The 19,998-nt window shown below is 68.9% G+C and carries 18 protein-coding genes; 4 read left to right on the top strand and 14 right to left on the bottom strand.

The window, feature by feature from the left end; all coding sequences use genetic code 11:
- Positions 1 to 31: 31 nt before the first annotated feature.
- The 6 genes from hydA to OG966_RS32635 all read right to left on the bottom strand — a co-directional run bounded on the left by hydA (position 32) and on the right by OG966_RS32635 (position 6,531).
- Positions 32 to 1,438 (bottom strand): dihydropyrimidinase, encoded by a 1,407-nt coding sequence (hydA, locus tag OG966_RS32660; protein ID WP_326653607.1) that lies wholly within the window; start codon positions 1,436 to 1,438, stop codon positions 32 to 34.
- 62 nt (positions 1,439 to 1,500) lie between these two features.
- The gene (locus tag OG966_RS32655; RefSeq protein WP_326653606.1) at positions 1,501 to 2,781 is read right to left on the bottom strand and encodes an aspartate aminotransferase family protein; all 1,281 of its coding nucleotides are present in this window, start codon (positions 2,779 to 2,781) and stop codon (positions 1,501 to 1,503) included.
- Positions 2,778 to 3,620, bottom strand: coding sequence for a nitrilase-related carbon-nitrogen hydrolase (locus OG966_RS32650; RefSeq protein WP_326653605.1), 843 nt, complete (start codon positions 3,618 to 3,620; stop codon positions 2,778 to 2,780). The genes OG966_RS32655 and OG966_RS32650 overlap by 4 nt, the downstream gene beginning before the upstream one ends.
- A 158-nt stretch (positions 3,621 to 3,778) precedes the next feature.
- On the bottom strand, positions 3,779 to 5,524 hold the full coding sequence (locus tag OG966_RS32645) for a hypothetical protein (protein WP_326653604.1): 1,746 nt from the start codon (positions 5,522 to 5,524) through the stop codon (positions 3,779 to 3,781).
- A gap of 84 nt (positions 5,525 to 5,608) precedes the next feature.
- Positions 5,609 to 5,989, bottom strand: a complete 381-nt coding sequence (locus tag OG966_RS32640; RefSeq protein ID WP_326653603.1) for a PPOX class F420-dependent oxidoreductase — start codon at positions 5,987 to 5,989, stop codon at positions 5,609 to 5,611.
- Between the two features lie 287 nt (positions 5,990 to 6,276).
- The gene (locus tag OG966_RS32635; RefSeq protein WP_326653602.1) at positions 6,277 to 6,531 is read right to left on the bottom strand and encodes a helix-turn-helix domain-containing protein; all 255 of its coding nucleotides are present in this window, start codon (positions 6,529 to 6,531) and stop codon (positions 6,277 to 6,279) included.
- A 55-nt stretch (positions 6,532 to 6,586) separates the two neighbouring features.
- Here OG966_RS32635 and map point away from each other — a divergent pair, with 55 nt between their 5' ends.
- Positions 6,587 to 7,354: a type I methionyl aminopeptidase gene (map, locus tag OG966_RS32630; RefSeq protein WP_326653601.1), complete on the top strand. Its 768-nt coding sequence runs from the start codon at positions 6,587 to 6,589 to the stop codon at positions 7,352 to 7,354.
- A 99-nt stretch (positions 7,355 to 7,453) separates the two neighbouring features.
- Here map and OG966_RS32625 read toward each other — a convergent pair whose 3' ends face one another.
- Positions 7,454 to 8,422 carry a LysR family transcriptional regulator gene (locus OG966_RS32625; protein ID WP_326653600.1) on the bottom strand — a complete coding sequence of 323 codons (969 nt, stop codon included), beginning with the start codon at positions 8,420 to 8,422 and terminating at the stop codon, positions 7,454 to 7,456.
- Positions 8,423 to 8,545: 123 nt separating this feature from the next.
- Here OG966_RS32625 and OG966_RS32620 point away from each other — a divergent pair, with 123 nt between their 5' ends.
- Positions 8,546 to 9,793 (top strand): MFS transporter, encoded by a 1,248-nt coding sequence (locus OG966_RS32620; protein ID WP_326653598.1) that lies wholly within the window; start codon positions 8,546 to 8,548, stop codon positions 9,791 to 9,793.
- 134 nt (positions 9,794 to 9,927) lie between these two features.
- On the opposite strand, the gene OG966_RS32615 is transcribed toward OG966_RS32620, so the two are convergent.
- The gene (locus tag OG966_RS32615; protein ID WP_326653597.1) at positions 9,928 to 10,638 is read right to left on the bottom strand and encodes a glycoside hydrolase family 75 protein; all 711 of its coding nucleotides are present in this window, start codon (positions 10,636 to 10,638) and stop codon (positions 9,928 to 9,930) included.
- A gap of 177 nt (positions 10,639 to 10,815) precedes the next feature.
- The gene (gene ggt / locus OG966_RS32610) at positions 10,816 to 12,633 is read right to left on the bottom strand and encodes a gamma-glutamyltransferase (RefSeq protein WP_326653596.1); all 1,818 of its coding nucleotides are present in this window, start codon (positions 12,631 to 12,633) and stop codon (positions 10,816 to 10,818) included.
- A gap of 104 nt (positions 12,634 to 12,737) precedes the next feature.
- Here ggt and OG966_RS32605 point away from each other — a divergent pair, with 104 nt between their 5' ends.
- Complete coding sequence (locus OG966_RS32605; protein WP_326653595.1) at positions 12,738 to 13,481, top strand: hypothetical protein; 744 nt, start codon at positions 12,738 to 12,740, stop codon at positions 13,479 to 13,481.
- A gap of 107 nt (positions 13,482 to 13,588) precedes the next feature.
- On the opposite strand, the gene OG966_RS32600 is transcribed toward OG966_RS32605, so the two are convergent.
- Positions 13,589 to 14,854, bottom strand: coding sequence for a cytochrome P450 (locus tag OG966_RS32600; RefSeq protein ID WP_326653594.1), 1,266 nt, complete (start codon positions 14,852 to 14,854; stop codon positions 13,589 to 13,591).
- 168 nt (positions 14,855 to 15,022) lie between these two features.
- On the bottom strand, positions 15,023 to 15,580 hold the full coding sequence (locus tag OG966_RS32595; protein WP_326653593.1) for a hypothetical protein: 558 nt from the start codon (positions 15,578 to 15,580) through the stop codon (positions 15,023 to 15,025).
- A gap of 360 nt (positions 15,581 to 15,940) precedes the next feature.
- On the opposite strand from OG966_RS32595, the gene OG966_RS32590 reads away from it, so the two are divergent.
- Positions 15,941 to 17,542 (top strand): CocE/NonD family hydrolase, encoded by a 1,602-nt coding sequence (locus OG966_RS32590; protein WP_326653592.1) that lies wholly within the window; start codon positions 15,941 to 15,943, stop codon positions 17,540 to 17,542.
- A 36-nt stretch (positions 17,543 to 17,578) separates the two neighbouring features.
- On the opposite strand, the gene OG966_RS32585 is transcribed toward OG966_RS32590, so the two are convergent.
- Genes OG966_RS32585 through OG966_RS32575 form a run of 3 tightly spaced genes read right to left on the bottom strand, consistent with a single transcriptional unit; the run spans position 17,579 to position 19,990 of the window.
- A complete protein-coding gene (locus OG966_RS32585; RefSeq protein WP_326653591.1) occupies positions 17,579 to 18,436 on the bottom strand; it encodes an amino acid ABC transporter permease in 858 nt (285 codons plus the stop codon).
- On the bottom strand, positions 18,433 to 19,077 hold the full coding sequence (locus OG966_RS32580; RefSeq protein WP_326653590.1) for an amino acid ABC transporter permease: 645 nt from the start codon (positions 19,075 to 19,077) through the stop codon (positions 18,433 to 18,435). The genes OG966_RS32585 and OG966_RS32580 overlap by 4 nt, the downstream gene beginning before the upstream one ends.
- 7 nt (positions 19,078 to 19,084) lie before the next feature.
- Positions 19,085 to 19,990 (bottom strand): glutamate ABC transporter substrate-binding protein, encoded by a 906-nt coding sequence (locus OG966_RS32575; protein WP_326653589.1) that lies wholly within the window; start codon positions 19,988 to 19,990, stop codon positions 19,085 to 19,087.
- Positions 19,991 to 19,998: the final 8 nt, after the last annotated feature.

Here is a 19,998-nt window from a genome sequence, read left to right as displayed (position 1 = left end):
AGGTGCCTGGGTGCCTGGGTGAGTGAGGTGGCTACATGAGGTACTGGCAGGTGCCGCGCGGGGTGTACTGGCCGTGTCCCGCCCGTCCGGTGAACTCCCGCCCGTCGATGACCACTTCGCCGCGCGACAGCACGGTCTCCACCTGGCCGGTGATCCGCTTGCCCTCGTACGCGGAGTAGTCGACGTTCATGTGGTGGGTCTCGGCCGAGAGGGTCTGTTCGGCGTGCGGGTCGTAGATGACGACGTCGGCGTCGGCACCGGGGGCGATGGTGCCCTTCTTCGGATAGATGCCGAACATCCGGGCCGGCGTCGCGCAGGCGATCTCGATCCAGCGGCGACGGGTGAGGTGTCCGTCGACGACCGCCTGGTGGAGCAGATCCATCCGGTTCTCCACGCCGGGCAGCCCGTTGGGAATCTTGGAGAAATCGCCGCGGCCCAGTTCCTTCTGGCCCACGAAGCAGAAGGGGCAGTGGTCGGTGGAGACGACCTGGAGGTCATTGGTCCGCAGCCCGCGCCAGAGCGCGGCCTGGTGCTCGCGCGGCCGCAGCGGCGTGGAGCAGACGTACTTCGCGCCCTCGAAGTCGGGCTCGGCAAGGTTGTCCGTGGACAGGAAGAGGTACTGCGGACAGGTCTCGCCGAAGACGTTGAGTCCCTTGTCGCGGGCGGCCACCAGCTCGGCGACGGCTTCCTCGGCCGACACGTGGACGACGTACAGCGGAGCTCCGGCGACCCGCGCCAGCTGGATGGCGCGGTGCGTGGCCTCGGCCTCCAGCAGGGCCTTGCGCACCTCGCCGTGGTAGCGCGGATCGGTGCGGCCCTCGGCCAGCGCCTGCTCCACCAGGACGTCGATGGCGATGCCGTTCTCGGCGTGCATCATGATCAGCCCGCCGTTGGTGGCGGAGCGCTGCATGGCGCGCAGGATCTGGCCGTCGTCGCTGTAGAAGACGCCGGGGTAGGCCATGAAGAGCTTGAAGGAGGTGATGCCCTCCTCCACCAGCTTGTCCATCTCCTTCAGCGACGACTCATTGACGTCGGAGAGGATCATGTGGAAGCCGTAGTCGACGGCGCACTTGCCGTCGGCCTTGGCGTACCAGGCGTCCAGGCCTTCGCGGAGGGCGTGCCCGACCGACTGGACGGCGAAGTCGATGATGGTGGTGGTGCCACCCCAGGCGGCGGCCCGCGTCCCGGTCTCGAAGGAGTCGGAGGCGAAGGTCCCGCCGAAGGGCAGTTCCATATGGGTGTGGGCGTCGACGCCGCCCGGGATGACGTACTTGTTCGTCGCGTCGATGGTGCGATCGGCGGTCCATGCCTCGGACACCGCTGAGCCGTGGGCGGCAAGCGCCGCGATTCGGCCGTCGTCGATCAGTACGTCCGCATGGATCTCGTCCGCTGCGGTGATGACCAGACCGCCGCGGATCAGGGTGCGGGTGCTGCTCATGCTGGTGCGCTCCCTCTCGTACGCTGAACTGGAGGCTGAAGTGAAGGCCGAGGTGGGCAGAACTAGACGCTGTGCAGGGCCCGTTCAAGGATCGAGGCGCCCTCTTCCGCCTCCGCGACGGTCAGCGACAGCGGTGGGGCGATCCGCAGGACGCTGGTGTTGTGGCCGCCGCCCTTGCCGATCAGCAGCCCGCCCTCGCGGGCGGCCTCCAGGACGGCCGAAGCCGCCTCGGGGTTCGCCTCGTCCGTGCCGGGCTTGACCAGCTCGATGCCGATCATCAGGCCGCGGCCGCGCACTTCCCGTACGGCCGGAGCACTCGCTCCGATGGCCCGCAGCCGCTCGATCAGCAGACCGCCGACACGGCGGGCGTTGCCCTGGAGATCGTGCTCCAGCAGATACGAGAGGTTGGCGGCGCCCGCCGCCATGGTGATCGGGGAGCCGCCGAAGGTCGAAATCGAGTTGGCGTCCACGGAGTTCATGATCTCGGCGCGGGCTACGACACCGCCGATGGACATGCCGTTCCCGATGCCCTTGGCGAAAGTGAGCATGTCGGGCGGGCCGTTCTCGGCGTGCGCCTGCCAGCCCCAGAAGTGTTCGCCCGTGCGACCCCAGCCGGTCTGCACCTCGTCGGAGATCCACAGGATGCCGTGCCGGTCGAGGACCTCGCGGAAAGCCGCGTAGAGACCGTCGGGCGGCGAGGTGAAACCGCCGACGCCCTGGATGGGCTCGGCGATCAGCGCGGCGACATCGCGGGTTTGCCCGAGCAGATCCTCGAGGTCGGCGACGCATTCCTCGATGAACTGCGCGTCGGACAACCTGGCGTAGGGGCCGCGGGTGCGGACGCCGCCGTGCACGTACAGCGTCTGCAGCGGGGAGAGGCTGGTGGGCGACCAGCTGCGGTTGCCGGTGATGGAGACCGCGGAGAAGGACCGGCCGTGGTAGCTGTTGCGCATGGCCAGAATCTGGTTGGAGCGGCGGTATCCGGTCGCGAGCAACAGGGCTGTGTCATTGGCCTCGGTGCCCGAGGTGGTGAAGAAGACCCGCGCGTCGGGGATGCCGGAGAGGGTCGCGACCCGCTCGGCGAGCTCGACCATCGGACGGTTGAGGTAGAGCGTGGAGGAGTGGATGATCCGCCCGGCCTGCTCGCTCACCGCCTTGGTGACCTCGGGGAGAGCGTGCGCGGTCATGGTGGTGAGGATGCCGCCGAAGAAGTCGAGGTAGCGCTTGCCGTTCGCGTCCCAGACATGGCGGCCCTCGCCGTGCGAGATCTCGATCGGCTGCTGGTAGTAGAGAGCGACCCAGTCGGGGATGACGGCCTTGTGGCGGTCGTGCAGGCTGGTCACGGCTGCACCAGTCCTTCGTACGCGTCGGGGCGGCGGTCCCGGTAGAACGCCCACTGCTGTCGTACGACGTCGATCAGGTCGAAGTCGAGGTCCCGGACGAGCAGCTCCTCCTCCTTGTCGCTGGCGGCCTCACCGACGAACTGGCCGCGCGGGTCGACGAAGTAGCTGGTGCCGTAGAAGTCGTTGTCGCCGTACTCTTCCTGGCCGACGCGGTTGATGGCGGCGATGTAGTACTCGTTGGCGACGGCGGACGCGGGTTGCTCCAGCTGCCAGAGGTATGCGGAGAGCCCGCGTGAGGTGGCGGATGGGTTGTAGACCAACTGGGCGCCGTTCAGCCCCAGTTGACGCCAGCCCTCCGGGAAGTGCCGGTCGTAGCAGATGTACACCCCGACCCTGCCGACCGCCGTGTCGAAGACCGGCCAGCCCAGATTCCCCGGCTTGAAGTAGTACTTCTCCCAGAAGCCCTTGACCTGCGGAATGTGGTGCTTGCGGTACTTGCCGAGGTAGGAGCCGTCGGCGTCGATCACGGCGGCGGTGTTGTAGTAGAAGCCGGCGCCCTCGATCTCGAAGACCGGGACCACGATCACCATGCCGGTCTCGCGGGCGAGTTCCTGCATCCGGCGGACGGTCGGGCCGTCCGGGACGGGCTCGGCCCACCGGTAGTGCTCCGGCTCCTGGACCTGACAGAAGTACGGCGCGTTGAACACCTCTTGGAAACCGATGACCTTGGCGCCCCGGCGGGCCGCCTCGCGGGCGTGTTCCTCATGTTTCGCAATCATGGATTCGGTGTCGCCGGTCCAGGTCGCCTGGACCAGTGCGGCGCGTACGACATTGGCCATGAGTTGCTCCTTCGACGGCGCGTCAGAGAGCTTCTACGCACGTAGATGCGGTGCGTAGGAGGAGAACGTAAGCCCCGTCACACGGCGGGGCAAGACCATCGTCGTTAACCCGCAGAGTCGATCTTGTTTCACACCCGAGCGGTCCACACCGAACCGCTTCAGCCGCCGAGATGCCCCGCTACGCGCAGCGCGTGGACGAGATCGCGCTCGTGCGCCGCGGACTGGGCACGTGCGACGTCGAGCAGCCGCGGCACAAGACGGCGCGGATCCCGTTCGGCGATTCTGGCCGTGTCCTCGGCGGTGTGCACCTGTACGTAGGCGGTCAGTAAAGCCCTCGCCTCCGGATTCCGGCTCTCCTCCTCGAGGGCGAGTACGGCGGCTGCTATGTCGTCCGCGGGGCGGGCCACGCCCTGGCGCAGCAGTTGCCGGCTGTCCTCGGTCCGGCCGGCGGCGGCGAGCGCTCCGGCTGCGGAGGCGAGCCGCAGGGCGGGCTGCGAGGCGACCTCCCACAGCAGGGTGGCCCAGTCGGCGTCGAGGCCGGCGCGGTGCAGTTCGGCCGCGAGAGAGGGCAGCCAGGGGGCGGGCCGGGCGGCAGCCTCGCAGATCATGACGTGCGCCTCACCGCTGCGCCCCTCCGCCCGGAGCCGGCCGAGCGCGGCGACGGTCTCCCGCGCGGCCCTGCTCGCGCCCTCCGGGGCGGCGGGGGCGGCGGGCGTTTCCTGACCGGGTGCGGCGCCGCCGTATCTGGCACCGCGCGGGACGTCGCCGGTCGCGGGCAGCACGGGCACGGCGGCGATCTCCTCCCCGCTGCCTTCGACGCCGGCGAACCGGGCGCCGCCACGGGGCCGCCGCTTTTTGGCGGCACGGGCCTCGGAGCGGGCGGGTGGGGCGACCGGCGGGACGGGCTGTGCCACGGGGCGGGCGGGGCCGGTGCCGCCGGAGGCGGTGGGACCGGGCTCCGCCGGGTGTCCGGGCCCGGCCGCAGCGGGTTCCGGCCGGAACCAGTCCGCGGTGGGACCGGGCAGCGACGGTCTGCCCGGCGGGCGGCGAGTGGCGTCGCTGTCCGGACGGGGGTACGCGTCGTACGCCGGTTCCGCGCCCGGCCGTTCCCGGAGGGCGTCCCAGCCGTCGGCGACGGCTGCCTGCGCCTGGCCCGCAGTGGGCTCGTACCGCTGGGTGAAGCCGGACCAGTCGTCCGCCTCCCGGCCGTGCTCCGGTCTGTCGCCCTGACCGTACGGCCCGCTCGGTCCGTCCGCCGGGCGCGCGTGTCCACCGAACACCGAGGAGGATCCGGGACCCTCGGCGGCCTCGGAGCCCCACCGGGGCGGGCCGTCCGCGGATGCGGTGTGCGCGTACCCCTCCGGCGCGGGAGGTCCTGCCCCGTCCGCACCGGGCCCGTCGGGTACCACCGCGAGCCGGCCCCGCAGCTCGCTCAACCGGGCGGTCGCCCTCGCATGGTCGTCACGTGTCCAGGCCAGCTCGTTGGCGAGTTGCTCCGACGCCGGTGTGCCCTCCGGTTCCCCGGCCAGACGGCTCAGCAGCTCATCCGCCCGGCCGGTCGCGTACACCTGCTCGCGGCGCATCAGGTCCAGCCGTTCCTCCAACGCCTCGCGCCCGCCCGGCAGCCGGTCGTGCGCCGCCGCCGAGGCCGTATGGAGCCGTCTCGCACGTACGGATTCGGCCTCGGCGAACTGCGCCCCGCGTCCCGTCGCGAGGTCCTGGAGCAGCGACTCCACCACGTCCCAGGGCGGGATCTCGCTGCCGTCCAGGCAGGCTCGCATCCCATCCGGATCACGCTGGCAGAAAATCCCGTACCAGCCGTCACCCGGGTCGAGCAGCGCGGTCAGATCTCTCAAATACCGCGCGAACATCCCGGCCGCTACCGGAAGTTGATGCACCGTCATCGCCGCCCCTGCGCCACCGCCCGGAAACATCCGGTCCGGAGGCATTCGACCGCAGGCGTGTTACGGGGCTGCTACGGACAGTTTTCAGATAGTTACAGCGATGCCGGTGTGCGGCCGCTTCCCTCGTCGCACGATCGTCGCGGGCCAGTCGACCAGCCAGAACTGCCAGGTGTACTTGCGGGCGAGGAGTTTGCGGACTGCACCCATCCCGACCTCGTCCAACAGCCGCGCCGTGCCTTCCGCGCCGGGTGCGCCGTCCACGATCCGGCCGCGTACGTCGCAGACCGTGACGACGACGCGACTGTTGTTGCGCAGGCGCTTGACCTTCCAGGAGTCGGAGCGGGTCCAGAAAAAGATCTCACCGCCGTCCACCGCGAACCACACGGGCGTGGCGACGCCCGTCCCGTCCTTGCGGAACGTGGTCACACTGATGTACTTGGCGTCGGCGAAGTCCTCAGGAGTCACAGCGCGAGACTACGCCGTGCCGGGTCCGAGGCGTGGGTCGGAGTAGCCGGAGGCCTCGGGGAGATCACCGGTCCCGGCCGGACGAACAACGCCCGTCCGTCTCGTCCGCTCCGCCCATCGGGCCGTTCCCCCTCAGCGCCGCTCGGACACGTCCGTCCGTCTCGACCAGGGCAATTGTCCGGCGTGGGGTGGGCGACCCGGCGGCAGGCGCGAGCGGATGCGGGCCACTTTGCCGCCGACGGCCCGCAGGACCGGCTCGGGCGGCGACTTGAGCGGCATCGAGAGTTTCAGGCGGCGGGCGCCGGCGCGCAGCTCACGACCAGCTCGTCCATGGACAGGCCGAGAACCGCGGCGAGCGCGGCAACGGTGAAGAAGGCGGGGGTCGGGGCGCGGCCCGTCTCGATCTTGCGCAGAGTCTCGGCGGAGAGCCTGGCGGCCGCGGCCACTTCCACCATGCTGCGGTCACCGCGCGCCGTGCGCAGCAACCGGCCGAGGCGTTCGCCGCGTTCACGCTCTTCGGGAGTGAGAGGAGTGCGCACCATGCCGTTATTCTAATGCCGGTATTAAAATACCGGAAGGGCCGGTATAGTAATTGGTATGGTGGAGATCAAAACCGATACTTCGATCGAAGCGATGCGCGAGGCGGGCCGCATCGTGGCGCAGGCACTCACGGCGGTCCGGGAGGCGGCGGGGGTCGGCGTCAGCCTCCGCGACCTCGACCGGGCCGCCCGTGCGGTCCTCAGCGAGACCGGCGCAGGATCGCCCTTCCTCGACTACCGCCCGGAGTGGGCACCCACGCCCTTCCCCGCCGTCATCTGCGCCTCCGTCAACGACGCGATCGTGCACGGCATCCCCGACGACTACCGGCTGCGCGACGGCGACCTGGTGAGCATCGACTGCGGGGCGATCCGGGGCGGATGGGTGGGCGACGCGGCCGTCAGCTTCACCGTCGGCCGCGCCCGCGCCGAGGACACCAAACTGATCCGTACCGCCGAGAAGGCGCTGAAGGCGGGCATTGCGGCGGCCGTCGTAGGCAACCGCATCGGCGACATCGCCCATGCCGTCGGCCGGGTATGCCGGAAGGCGGGATACGGAATCCCGGACGGCTTCGGCGGCCACGGTGTGGGCCGCCATATGCACGAGGACCCTGGCGTCCCCAACGAGGGGCGCCCGGGCCGGGGAATGCCCCTGCGGCACGGCATGGTGCTGGCGATCGAACCGATGGTGATCGGCGGCGGCACCGACGACCACTACACGGCACACGACGGCTGGACGGTGCGTACCGCCGACGGCAGCCGCGCCTCCCACGCGGAGCACACGGTGGCGATCACGGACGACGGCCCGCGCATCCTGACCGCCCTCTAGCTGTATTGCCCATGACGTTGTCGGCAGCGGCCGGTCGAGTCACCTGGGCTACGGGTGCGTTCGGCTGGTCGTGTCGACAGTGTGTGCTGGCAGCGACCGTCAGCGTCGGGTGTGTTCGGTGTTTCCGTCGCTGCGGCGTGGTGTCGCTGCCCAGGATGGGAGCCAGGCTGTCTCGGGGAGCGGTGCCAGGCTTCCGAAGTGGTTGATGACTGCCCGGAGTCCTGGGTGTGGATTCGCTCGGGGGAAGATGAGCGAGAGCGGGTACGCGAGCGTCGGATTCACGATCGGGATGCGGCGTAGGTCGTGGTTCGTCGGCCAGATGTACCGGTCGCGCGAGCCTACGAGGGTTGCCACGTCTGCGGAGTCCGCGAGGATGTCGAGGAGTACCTCGTTGCCGAAGTTCGGGCCCGCGGCGTCAATGCGGAGGTCGAAGTCGGTGGCGAGCTGATCGTAGAACTCTGCCCATTCGCTTCGCGGCGCGATACCCGGCACCCAGATCCGGTGCCGGCGCAGCTGGGACGGTGTCAGTGTTCGTGCGGAGGCGAGCGGGTGCCTCGGGCCGACGAGGAGTTCCAGCGGGGAGTCGAACGCGTGGATCATCTGCACGTCGCGCGGCAGTGTGGCCGGGTCGGTGACCGAGCGGAACGAGGCGTCGATATCGCCTGCTTGGACGGCGGTGACCGCCACGCGCGGGTCGTTGACCCTGAGGGTCACCACGTCGAGGTCGGTTTCGGGATGCGACCGCCAGTAGTCGTGCAGGACGACGGCCTGCGCGGAGCGCAGGCCGAGAACGTCGATCCGAAGGGCCCGTGAGCCCGGTCTGATCGCGGTGATGGCGCGATCGACACCCGTGATGATGTTCCGGGCGTGCGGGAGGAAAGCCTGGCCGTCGAGTGTCAGCTCGACCCCTCGGGCGGTGCGGGTGAACAACCGGACGTCGAGTGCGCGCTCGAGGGTTGCGATCCGCTTCGACACGGCCTGTTGCGTTACGCCGAGCTCGTCGGCCGCGTGTTGCAGCTGTCCGAGCTCGGCCGCGCGAACGAACGATCGCACCGCCTCGGTATCCATTGATCCAGCTTACGTGTGCCCAACTGATGGTTGTGGCTCGCCCGGGAGTCGGTTGTTTGATCCCGCGACGGTGCGGCCGGTGTGATTCAGAGACCCGAACATCGGTTGTCGCGAGGGAGTCGCATGCGCGTGCAGTTGGGGCGCAGTTTCGGCTGGCTGTGGTCGGCCTGCGCCGTCAGTACATACGGTACGTGGATTGCCTTCGGCGCGTTCCCGCTGATCGCGGTTCGAGTGCTGCACTCGTCGGCATTCGCCGTGTCGCTCCTGGAGGCGGCCGGGCTTGCCGTCGCGGCGATTGTTGCCTTCTCGCTCGGGCCGTGGGTTGAGCACCGGGCCAAGCGTCCGGTGATGATCGCGATGGATCTGATCCGGTTCGTCGCGATGGCAAGTGTCCCGCTCGCGTACGTCCTCGGCTTGCTTTCATACGGCCAACTGCTGGTCGTCTCGGTCATCTCCGGGACCGCGAGCATCGCCTTCACTGCCGCATCCGGCGCGTATCTGAAGTATCTCGTCCGTAGCGATCACCTCCTTGTGGCGAACGGGAGATTCGAGGGCACGAGCTGGGTGGCGACCGCGGCGGGCCCGCCCCTCGGTGGTGCACTCATAGGGTTGCTCGGCCCGGTCATCACTGTCATGGCCGACGCCCTCAGCTACCTGCTGTCCGCGTTCGGGGTCCTCCGCATCCGCGGAGGCGACGTCGCGGCACCCCGCGACCGGGCCACCAGGTTGCGCGGAGCCGGCCTTCTCGGCGGTTGGCGGTTCATCCTCCGCGACCGCGCACTAAGGCGCCTGTTCCTCAACTCAATCCTGGTCGGCGGCCTCATCATGGCCACCGTCCCGCTCCTGTCCGTCCTCCTGCTGGGCCAGTACCACTTCCCGGCCTGGCAATACGGTCTTGCCTTCGGCATCCCGGCACTCGGCGGCTTCGTGGGCGCCCGCCTCTCCGCGCGCCTCGTGACCCGCTACGGCCGGCACCGCGTCATGATCGTCTCCGGCCGGCTGCGATCGCTCTTCCCAGTCGGTCTCACGTTCGTCCATCCTGGCATCCCCGGACTCCTCACCGTGATCATCGTCGAGGGCCTGCTGATCACCTGCATGGGCATCTTCAATCCGATCTGCGCAACAGAACGCCTGCAACGGACTCCCGCGGATCACACCGCCCAAATCCTCAGTACATGGAGTGCCATCAGCAAACTCCTACAAGCTGCCCTGATGGTGATCTGGGGCATTCTCGCCACACTCACCAGCCCGCTCGCCGCGATCACCATGTCCGGCGCTCTCCTGCTCGCCACCCCGCTCTTGCTGCCCAAACGGATACATCTGTCCGCCCCTGAGCCCGCCGCGCCGGCCGAAGACGTCCGGGTCGCATGACTCACCGCAACGCCCCGCTCACCCCCGAAGGTCGCCACCGGCTCATCGAGCGCTGTCGCACCGCCCGTCCGCGCGAGGATCACGCGGCGGACGGCCACCGGCTTCCACAAGGAGCGGTACGGGAAACGCAGCGCCTAGTTGTCCTGCAGGAACTTCTTGGCGAGCGAGTCACCGAGGCTCACCGCGGCACCGTGACTCTCGATCGGAGAGACCTTGGAGTTCTTGAACAGGATGTACGTGACACCGGACTCGGCGCCGCCCGTCTCCGGGTCCGGGTCGATGCCCAGCGCCTTCGCGGTGGCGTAGGAGGCCTCGCCGATTATCTTGTTGGGGCCGGTGTCCCCGACGACGGCGTACTCCACTTTGTTGCCGTAGATGACGGCGACGACGCCGCCGCCCTTGATCCCGGCGCTCGAGTAGTTCCAGATGCCGCTGCTGCTCGGCACGACGACATACGGCAGCTTCTCGGCGTTCAGCGGTTTGCCGTCGGACTGATGGAAGGCCGTGTCGTCCTGGAACCAGGGGTCGGTGTCGGCATTGCACTTGCTGGTGACCTGGCCGTCGCAGTCGACGTCCATGTCGGCCTTCCAGAAGACGGCTCCGTTCTTCCCGCAGACCGGAATGCTCGCCGAAGTCTCGCTGTCCGACCGGTACTTGCCGTTGGAGATCTGCGAACAGTCCTTCACCTTGGCCAGCAGGTCGGCCGCGCTGACCGAACCTTCCTTGACGCCGGCAGCCTTCGGAGCGGCGGCATGGTGCGCCGGGTCGGCCGTGGCAGGCAGCGTCGCGCTCGCGAGCAGGGCTACGCCGGAGACAGCGGCCAGCGCGAGAGTACGTGTGCGCATGGGGGGTGGCCTTTCTGTTAGGAAAGTTTCCTTACCTGTTCGCGACCAAATGTGATCCCTTTGCATGACCGCGTCAACCCCTGGGGCGCCTCGCCGAACAAACAGCACAACGCCCGCGACCCGACCGGCTGTTGAGTCCGGGGGTCGCGGGCGTTCGCCTTTCGGTCAGCCGTTCAGTCAGCCGCCGGACTGAGTACCGCTCGGGTGGACGACCATCGCGGAGCCACCGCCCCGCCGCACCTTCTCGGCAGCCGCGAGCCACCGCCCGTCGGGCAGCCGCTCGATGCCCGTCGCCGCGCCGATCTCCGGGTTCTGCCGGAAGGCATGGCCGATCGCCTCCAGCTCGGCGCGGAGCGGGCTGTTCCACAACGCCGGTTCGAGCTCCGTGGTCGCCTGGTTGCGCTGGCTGGCGCGTGGCGCCGCGATCGCGTCGACCAGCGGCAGCCCCCGGTCCAGACGGCCCGTGAGCGTCTGCAGCACCGTGGTGATGATCGTCGCGCCGCCCGGCGAGCCCACCGCAAGCACCGGACGGCCGTGGTCGAGCACGATCGTCGGGGAGATGGACGACCGCGGACGCTTGCCCGGGCCTGGCAGATTCGGGTCGTGGACGGCCGGATCGGCAGGAGCGAAGGAGAAGTCGGTGAGCTCGTTGTTGAGCAGGAAGCCGCGCCCGGGCACGGTGATTCCGCTGCCACCGGTCGACTCGATCGTCAGGGTGTACGCGACGACATTGCCCCACTTGTCGGCGGCGGTCAGATGGGTGGTGTTCTCGCCCTCGTACGTGGTGGGGGCTGCCGTCCCCGACGTCCCGCACGCCGCGGGCCTGCGGGGGTCACCGGGAGCCAGCGGACTGGTGAGCACCGCGTTGTCCTTGATCAGGCATCCGCGCGAGTCCGCGAAACGCTGCGACAGCAGCTCCTTCGTCGGCACGTCCTCGAAGGCCGGGTCGCCGACCCATCGCCCGCGATCCGCGAACGCGATCCGGCTCGCCTCGATGAAGCGGTGCAGATACTGCGCCTGCGTGGCCTTCGAAAGGTCGGTCCGCTCCAGGATGTTGAGCGCCTCGCCGACGCTCGTACCGCCCGACGAGGCCGGCGCCATGCCGTACACATCAAGACCCCGGTAGCCGACCTTGGTCGGGGTCCGCCGCTCCGTCTCGTACGACCGCAGGTCCTCCGTCGTCAGATCGCCGGACCGCACGACCCGCGCCGCGCCCGCGGCCACCGGAGGCTTGCGCACCGTACGGACGATGTCCTTGGCCAGCTCACCGCGGTAGAGCGTACTGACGCCCTTGCGCCCCAGCTCCTCGTACGTACGCGCAAGATCCGGGTTCTTGAAGACCGAGCCGACCACCGGCAGTTGCCCGCCCGGCAGGAAGAGCTTCGCCGTGTCCGGGAAGTCCGCGAAGCGCGCCTGGTTGGCCTCGGTCTGCGAGCGGAAGGTGGCGTCGACGGTGAAGCCGTCCTTCGCCAGCCGCTCGGCGGGCCGCAGCAGTTGCCGCAGCGGCCTGCTGCCCCAGGCGTCCAGCGCGGTGTCCCAGGTCGCCGGGGTGCCCGGCGTGCCGACGCCGCGACCGCTCGTCATGCCCTCCTCGAACGGGATCGGCTTGCCGTTCTCGAGGAAGAGAGAGGCATCCGCGGACCGGGGCGCGGTCTCGCGGCCGTCGACAGTGTGGACCGTACGGGTTTTGGCGTCGTAGTAGACGAAGAATCCGCCTCCCCCGATGCCCGCGGAGTACGGCTCCGTGACGCCGAGGGCGGCCGCGGTGGCCACTGCGGCGTCCACGGCGTTGCCGCCGCGCCGCAGCACCTCTATGCCGGCGGCCGAGGCGTCCGCGTCGACGCTCGCGACGGCCCCGCCGTAGCCGGCCGCCACGGGTGTCTTGACCGGTGGCGTGACCGGCGGGGAGTGGCTCGGCGGTGCCGCGGCACCGATCGAGACCACGGCCGCGGCAACGGCGAGAATCGACACATTCCGTGCGGCAGAGCGACGCATCCGTACCTCCAGTCAATGCAACTCCGCGCAGCGTAACTTCACCGTGACCGCCCCGTCAGGCCCGCCTCGAACATTGGTCCGCAAGACCGCTAACATGCCCGCCCATGAATGACGACGTACGCAACATCGTGCTGGGCGTGGTGGCCGCCGGGGTCAGCGCCACACTCGGCTGGCTCGCCCGCACGTACCTCTGGCGGCGAAGACTCCACCGCAAGCAGTCCTTCTTCGGGCTGCCGGGGAACTCCGAATCCCTTCTCGTCGTCAACCGCGAGGCCGGCCGCGACGGCTCCGTGCACCGCTTCGACGTCTTCGCGCTGCTCGAGCTCTCCGCGCTGATCAAGGACTGCGGTTCACACGCCCAGATCGTCTGGCACGACACAGCCCAGCAGGGCTTCGGCGAGCGTACGGAATTCTGTGTGGGCGGCCCGTTCTCCAATCGCCGGATGGCCGCGCATCTGCAGTCGCTGCTCCCCGGCGTGAAGATCAACACGGACCCTGAGCCGGGCCCCGACCAGGGCGCCTTCCAGATCGGTTCGGAGCGCTACCGCATGGAGCCGGGCGTCGCCGAGTACGTCATGCTGGCGCGCCTCACGGCGGGGCAGGACGCGCGGCCGGTCTTTCTCTTCTGCGGCCAGCGCGCCATCACCAACCAGGCGGCCACCCGCTATCTGGCCCGCAACCACGAGAAACTCGCCCGCAAGCACGGCGGCAACTCCTTCTGCCTCCTGCTCAAGGTCGTCAACTCGCAGGCGTACGGCCCCGATGTGGTGGAGCTGGTCGCCGATGTGACCCGGATGGCTCAGGCGCCCGCTCCGGCCACGCGCAGCTCCCACCGTGCCGCGAGCTAGGAGTAACACCCAGGCACTCCGTCGCCCTCGAGGCGGCAGTCCCCAAGGATCTTCCACCTCTTCAACCGGGCGACGGCGCCTGACCTGCCGGCCTCGAAGTCGCGCGCTCAGGCCTCGGTCAGCGGCAGCGACTTGATGCCATTGATGAAGTTGGACACCAGCCGGCGCGGCGGGCTCGCGGTCGTCAGCGGCGGCAGCACATCCAGTGCCTCCTCGTGCAGGACGCGCAGCTGGAGCCGGGCGAAGTGGGCGCCGAGACAGATGTGCGGGCCGTCGCCGAAAGACACGTGAGGATTAGGCGAGCGGGAGAGATCGAGGCCGTGCGGGGCCTCGAAGACACGCTCGTCGTAGTTGGCGGAGGCGTGGAAGACGACCACCTTGTCGCCCTTGCGAATCCGCTGCCCGGCGAGCCGGGTGTCCCGGTCGGCGGTGCGGCGGAAGCTGAGGACCGGCGGGTGGCGGCGCAGCAGTTCCTCAACGGCGCTGTCCGGAGCCACCTCTCCGGCCCGCAGCCTGCGCTGCTCGTCCGGGTGCTCGGCCAGCGTCAGGAAGCCACCGGGAGCGGCACTGCGAACGGTGTCGTTGCCCGCGATCGTGAGCAGGAAGAAGAACATCTCCAGCTCGGCGCCGGAGAGTTCCGACTGCGCGAGCGAGGTCATGACGTCGTCGGCGGGCCTGCGTCTTTTGTAGGCGGCGAGTTGCTGCGCGTAGGCGAACATCTCCTGGAGCATGGCGGGTGAGCGCGGATTGACGGGCCTGCCGTCGGGTCCGAGCACCGGCGGCTCGTCCGGGTCCTGGTAGGCGATGACGCGCTCGGTCCACTTCAGCAGCAGCCCCCGGTCGCTCTCCGGGACGCCCAGCAGATCGGAGAGGTTGAGCAGGGCGTAGTCGTCGGTGACGGCACTGACCAGGTCGAAGACCGGCCCCATGTCCCGTGCCGCGGCCAGCAGTTGGCGCGCGCGAGCCCTGGCCGCCGTGGTGAAGCGGTCGATGCGTCCCGGGGTGAAGGCGCGGCTCACCAGTCGCCGCAGCCTCCCGTGGTCCGACGGGGTCTCCCCCGCGAAGCGGGGCGAAGGGTCCTGGTTGAGCATCATGCGTCGGATGAACGGCAGATCGGCCGGGTCGGGGTCACGGATCTGGGTGGCGCCGAGGTGGGACGAGAAGGTCCCTGCGTCTTTGAGGACCCGCACGACGTCCGCGTGGCGGGTGACCGCCCAGAAGCCGGATCCCGCGGGCCAGCCGAGGACTTCGTACTCCTCCTGCCGGGCCACGGGGTGGTGGTCGCGCAGCTCGCGGAAGGCGTCGTGGGGCAGTCCGGTGGCGTAGATCCGCGGATCGAAGACATCCGGCACGCTCTGATCGGGCCTTGTCATGCAGGCATTGTCATACGCCCCGTACGCGGCCGTCCGCCCGAAGGAAGTCTCTGCGGTACGGATGAAATGGGACCACGGCTTCTCTCGATCGCACCGGAAGAGGCCCGCACCACCACGGTCGGTGTCAACTGCAGGGCCGGGCAAGGGCAGAGAGGGGCTTGTGGAAATCTACCGGCGCGAATCGTCCGTCACCCTGAGCCCCACCGGCGCATACCGCCTGATGGCGTCGAGCAGTTCGGCCGGATCCAGCTCGAATACCTGTGTCTCGAAGCAGAGCCCCTGGCCGCTCGCCGCACTGTCCGGGGCGGGAGCGAGCCTGCGGTACGCGGCCCGCAGCCGACAGGTCCGCGGCAGTTTCCCGACCGGTGCGCGACAGCCGACGATGACGTACTGCGGCAGTGCGGTCACCCGCGAAATACCGGACCAGGGCACGGTTCTGGCCGGCCAGACCGGCAGCCGCACGGTCAGCCCGGCCGCGTCGGCACTGACCCGCAGCGGCCGCACCAGATGGCCCACGCAGCTGACCGCGAGGACGGCGATCGGCACTCCGATCACCGCCATGGCGACGCCGCCTGCTGTGCCATTGGGGCCGTCGACGATGGCCCCGGCGGCGATGCCCCAGACGACTGCGAGCACGAGCGCCGCGACGGGCACCCACTCGACCTGCCGTCGCAGCCGGAGGGTCATCAGCACCGGCGGCGGAGTGCCGCCCTCTGGATTCTCCACACGGAGAGCTTGGGACGTCCGCCACGGGAACACCAGAGGTCGGCTGCATTCCGGTCCTGGCCGCCGCTGCCGGGCGGCCGGCGCGGCAGCCCGAGAGGACGATCACCGGGGTCGAGTCAGGAAGGTACCCCGGGTCCAGGTCGGCCTGTCGAGATCGCCGGCGACCACGCCGAGGGCACGCGGGCGCTCGACAACGGCCCACGGCGACGGGAGGGGCGCGTTCCGCCGCGGCCGGACCCACTCCCACTGACGGGACGTCAACAATCGTTACTCATGCGTAACTTACCGAGCAGTTACCTCAAGTAAGCCTCCACGGTTACCGTCGGGTCACTTTGCATTGACACGAGTGAGGAGTGACCCGTGGGACAGTCGCGCAAGGCTCTGCGCACGACCGCGATCGGTACGGTCTCCGTGGCGCTTCTCGCCGGACCGGCCGTAGGTGCGGCCGCCGGAGTGGCACCCGCCGCCCGGACGGCCGGTGTCCAGGCCCGATCCGCCGGCCCGGACGTACGGTTCGTCGACATCGCGGGGGATGGCGGCACCACGCTCAAGGCCAATGTTGTTACGCCCGCCGGCGCGGACGGCACACGGGAGTACCCCGTGATCGTGCTGCCCACGAGCTGGGGCCTGCCCCAGATCGAATACCTCGCCCAGGCCAGGCAGCTCGCCGACTCGGGCTATGTCGTGGTGACGTACAACGTCCGCGGCTTCTGGCAGTCCGGCGGCACGATCGAGGTGGCGGGGCCGTCCGACATCGCCGACGCCTCCAAGGTGATCGACTGGGCGCTCGCGAACACCCCCGCCGACCCCGGCAGGATCGGCATGGCCGGCGTCTCGTACGGCGCGGGCATCTGTCTGCTGGCCGCCGGCCACGACAAGCGGATCAAGGCGGTCGCGGCGCTCAGCGGCTGGGCCGACCTCGTCGAGTCCATCTACAGCAGCCGCACCCAGCATCAGCAGGCCACGGCGCTGCTCGCCGGGGCGGGGTATGTCACCGGCCGGCCGAGCGAGGAGTTCCGGCGGATCACGGCGGACTTCTTCTCCTCCGATCTCACCAAGGAGCAGGGGTTGATCGCCTGGGGGAAGAAGCGATCCCCCAGCACCTACGTGGACCGGATCAACGCCAATGGCGCCGCCATCATGCTCGGCAACGCCTGGGGCGACACGATCTTCCCGCCCAACCAGTACGCGGACTTCTACGAGAAGCTCACCGGCCCCAAGCGCCTTGAGTTCCGCCCCGGCGACCACGCCACGGCCGAGGGAACCGGACTGTTCGGGCTGCCCAACGACACCTGGACCAGCGCCCACCGGTGGATGGACCACTACCTCAAGGGCGTCGACAACGGCGTGGAGCGCGAGCAGCCGGTCCGCCTCAAGTCCCGTTCCACCGGCGCGTACGAGAGCTATCCGGACTGGAAGTCGGTGGCGGCGACGGAGCGGAAGATCAACCTGGACGGCACCAAGAAGATCTTCGCCAACATCGACTCGGGCGCCGACGGCGGGGTCATCTTCCTCTCCAGCATCCTGGACCAGTTCGCCAAGTTGCCCCCGATGGCGTGGATCCCGCTGCTGCCGCGCGCCTTCGCCGCCGTCTGGCAGTCGGAGCGGTACGGCTCCGAGCAGCAGGTGCGCGGCACAACGAAGCTGCACACCACGGTCACCAGTACCAAGGAGAGCGGCACCCTCGTCGCGTATCTCTACGACGTGGGCCCGCTCGGCCTCGGCAAGCTGGTCAGCAACGCGCCGTACACCTTCCACGGCGAGACACCCGGAAAGCCGTTCACCGTCGACCTGGAGTTGTTCTCCACCGCCTACGACGTACCGGCCGGCCATCGTCTCGCCGTGGTCGTCGACACCGTCGACCCGCTCTACATCGAGCACAACCCGTCCGGCGCGCAGCTGACCTTCTCCTCGTCCGCAGCCGACCCGTCATATCTGTCGGTCCCGCTGCACGAGAAGTGATCACCGGCTGCTGCCGGGCGGGCCATTGCCCCTGAGCTACTGCACTCCCGGCAGCAGCGTCCCTGGTTCGGCCGAGGCGACATCCGCGGCCTCCGTCTTCGGATTGCGCCGCTGCCACCCGGCCATCCAGTTGGCGAACCAGGAGAGCAGCATGCACATCCCGATGTAGATAGGCGAGATCACCATCACCACAGGGATGAACGGCAAATCGTAGTCGAGATTCGAGGCGATGAGCTTGCCCGCGTGAAGGAACTCCTCATAGGTGATCAAATAGCCGAGCGAGGTGTCCTTCAGTGCTACCACCAGTTGACTGATGATCGTCGGCAGCATCGCGCGAACCGCCTGGGGCACCAGGACGTATGACATGACCTGGGACTTGCGCATGCCGAGGGTGTAAGCGGCCTCCCGCTGTCCGCGCTCGACCGAGTTGACGCCCGCCCGGAACACCTCGGCGAGCACCGAGCCGTTGTAGAGCGTCAGTCCGGCCACCAGCGCGGGCAGCGGCTGCACCTTCAGCGCCACGAAGATGAAGAAGATCATCACCAGTACGGGCATGGCGCGGAAGAACTCCACCACCACAGTGGCGACCCAGCGCACCGGCCGGTGGTCGGAGAGCCGGCCGGCGGCGAGGAGCCCGCCCAGGGCGAGCGAGAACACCGCGGCATAGGCGAAGGCTTTGAGGGTGTTGCCGAGGCCCCGCAGCAGCAGCTCCTGAATGCCCTTGTACTCGAACGGAGTCCACTTGGTGGCGGTGAACTGTCCCGTGTCGAACAGCAGATAGAGGATCCAGCCGAACAGGGCCATGATCACGGCGGTCGAGATGATGCCGTAAGTGAGGTGTCGCTTACGGGTGTTGGGACCCGGGATGTCATAGAGGGCGGTGGAATCGGTCATCGGGCGACTCCATAGCGCTTCTCCAGCACGTGGAACAGCGCACTGATGGTCAAGGTGATGATCAGGTAGCCGACGGCGATCCAGACGAAGGTCCAGATGATGTTGTAGCCGAGCTCGCTGAGGGGTTTGTAGGTGCCCAGCAGTTCGGTGACGCTGAACGCGCCGGCGATCGCGGAATTCTTGGCCAGCGCGATGAGTGTGGAGCCGATCGGCGGGATGACGCTCCGGAATGCCTGTGGCAGGACAACGTTGTTGAGGGTCTGGCCGAAGTTCATACCGAGGCTGCGCGCCGCCTCGCCCTGCCCTTTGTGCACGGTGTTGATCCCGGCGCGCAGCGCCTCGCAGATGAACGCGGAGGTGTAACAGCCCAGCGCGATCACCGCGAAGAGCTGGAAGGGCAGGACAAGTCCGAAGCGCGGCAGGCCGAGCAGGACGGCGAAGAAGAGCAGTGTCAGCGGGGTGTTGCGCAGCACGGTCACCCACACCGTGCCCAGCACCCGCAGGGAGCGCACGGGGGCCACCCGGAAGGAGGCCATGACGAAGCCGAGGACCAGGGCGAGCAGCGAGGCGTAGATCGTGAGCTGGACGGTGCCGAAGAAGCCCTCGGCGTACAGGGAGAAGTTGTCGATCAGTACGTACACGATGTCCTCAGCTCGCCGGGTAGCGGTCGATCGGTGGCGGCTGTGGGGCCGGCACCCCGGAGAGGCCGAGTGTCGCGTCGTAGGCCTTCTTCCAGTTCCCGTTCTTCTCGTTGGCCTCGAGGGCGTCGTCGATGGCGAAGCGCAGGGCGTTGTCGCTGCGCGGAACGCCGATTCCGTACGGCTCCTCCGAGAAGGGCTTGCCGACCACCTTGAGCTCGTCGGGCACCTTGGCCGCGTAGCCGGTGAGGATGGCGTCGTCGGTGGTGACGGCGTCGACCTGGTAGGTCAGCAGATTGTCCACGCAGACGGAGTAGGCGTCGTAGGCGACGAGGTCGGCCTTCGGGTAGTCGGCCTCGATCCGCTGGTACGGCGTCGATCCGGCGGCCGAGCAGACGCGCTTGCCGGCCAGGTCCTGGGGGCCTTTGATGTCGTTCTCGTCGGACCGTACGAGGAGCGACTGGCCGGCCAGGTAGTAGGGGCCTGCGAAGCCGACGAGCTTCTTGCGGTTGTCGTTGATGGTGTAGGTGCCGACGTAGTAGTCGATCTGCCCGTTCTGCAGCGCGGTTTCGCGGTTCGCCGAGGCGATCGTCTTGAACACGATGGCGTTCGGATCGAAACCGATCGAGGCGGCGACCATTTTGGCGATCTCGATGTCGAACCCGGTGTAGCGCCCGCTCGCCGGGTCCTTCTCACCCAGGTAGGGCTGGTCCTCCTTGGCGCCCACAACGAGATGGCCGCGCTTCTTGGCCTTGTTCCAGGTCGGCGAGCCGGGCAGCTTGAAGCCGGTGGCGACGGTGTACTGCGGCAGCCGGTCGGTCCGCGGGCCCTTGGCGGGCGGGCTGCCCTCCTTTCCGCAGGCCGCGGTGGCGGCGACGGCCAGTACGAGTGCCGTCGCCACGAGAGCACGTCTCATACGTCCGT

The organism is Streptomyces sp. NBC_01750, assembly GCF_035918095.1.
In the GTDB taxonomy this organism is placed as follows: Bacteria; Actinomycetota; Actinomycetes; order Streptomycetales; family Streptomycetaceae; genus Streptomyces.
The sequence above is the reverse complement of the archived record's forward strand: the minus strand, read 5'-3'. Positions and strand labels throughout refer to the sequence as shown.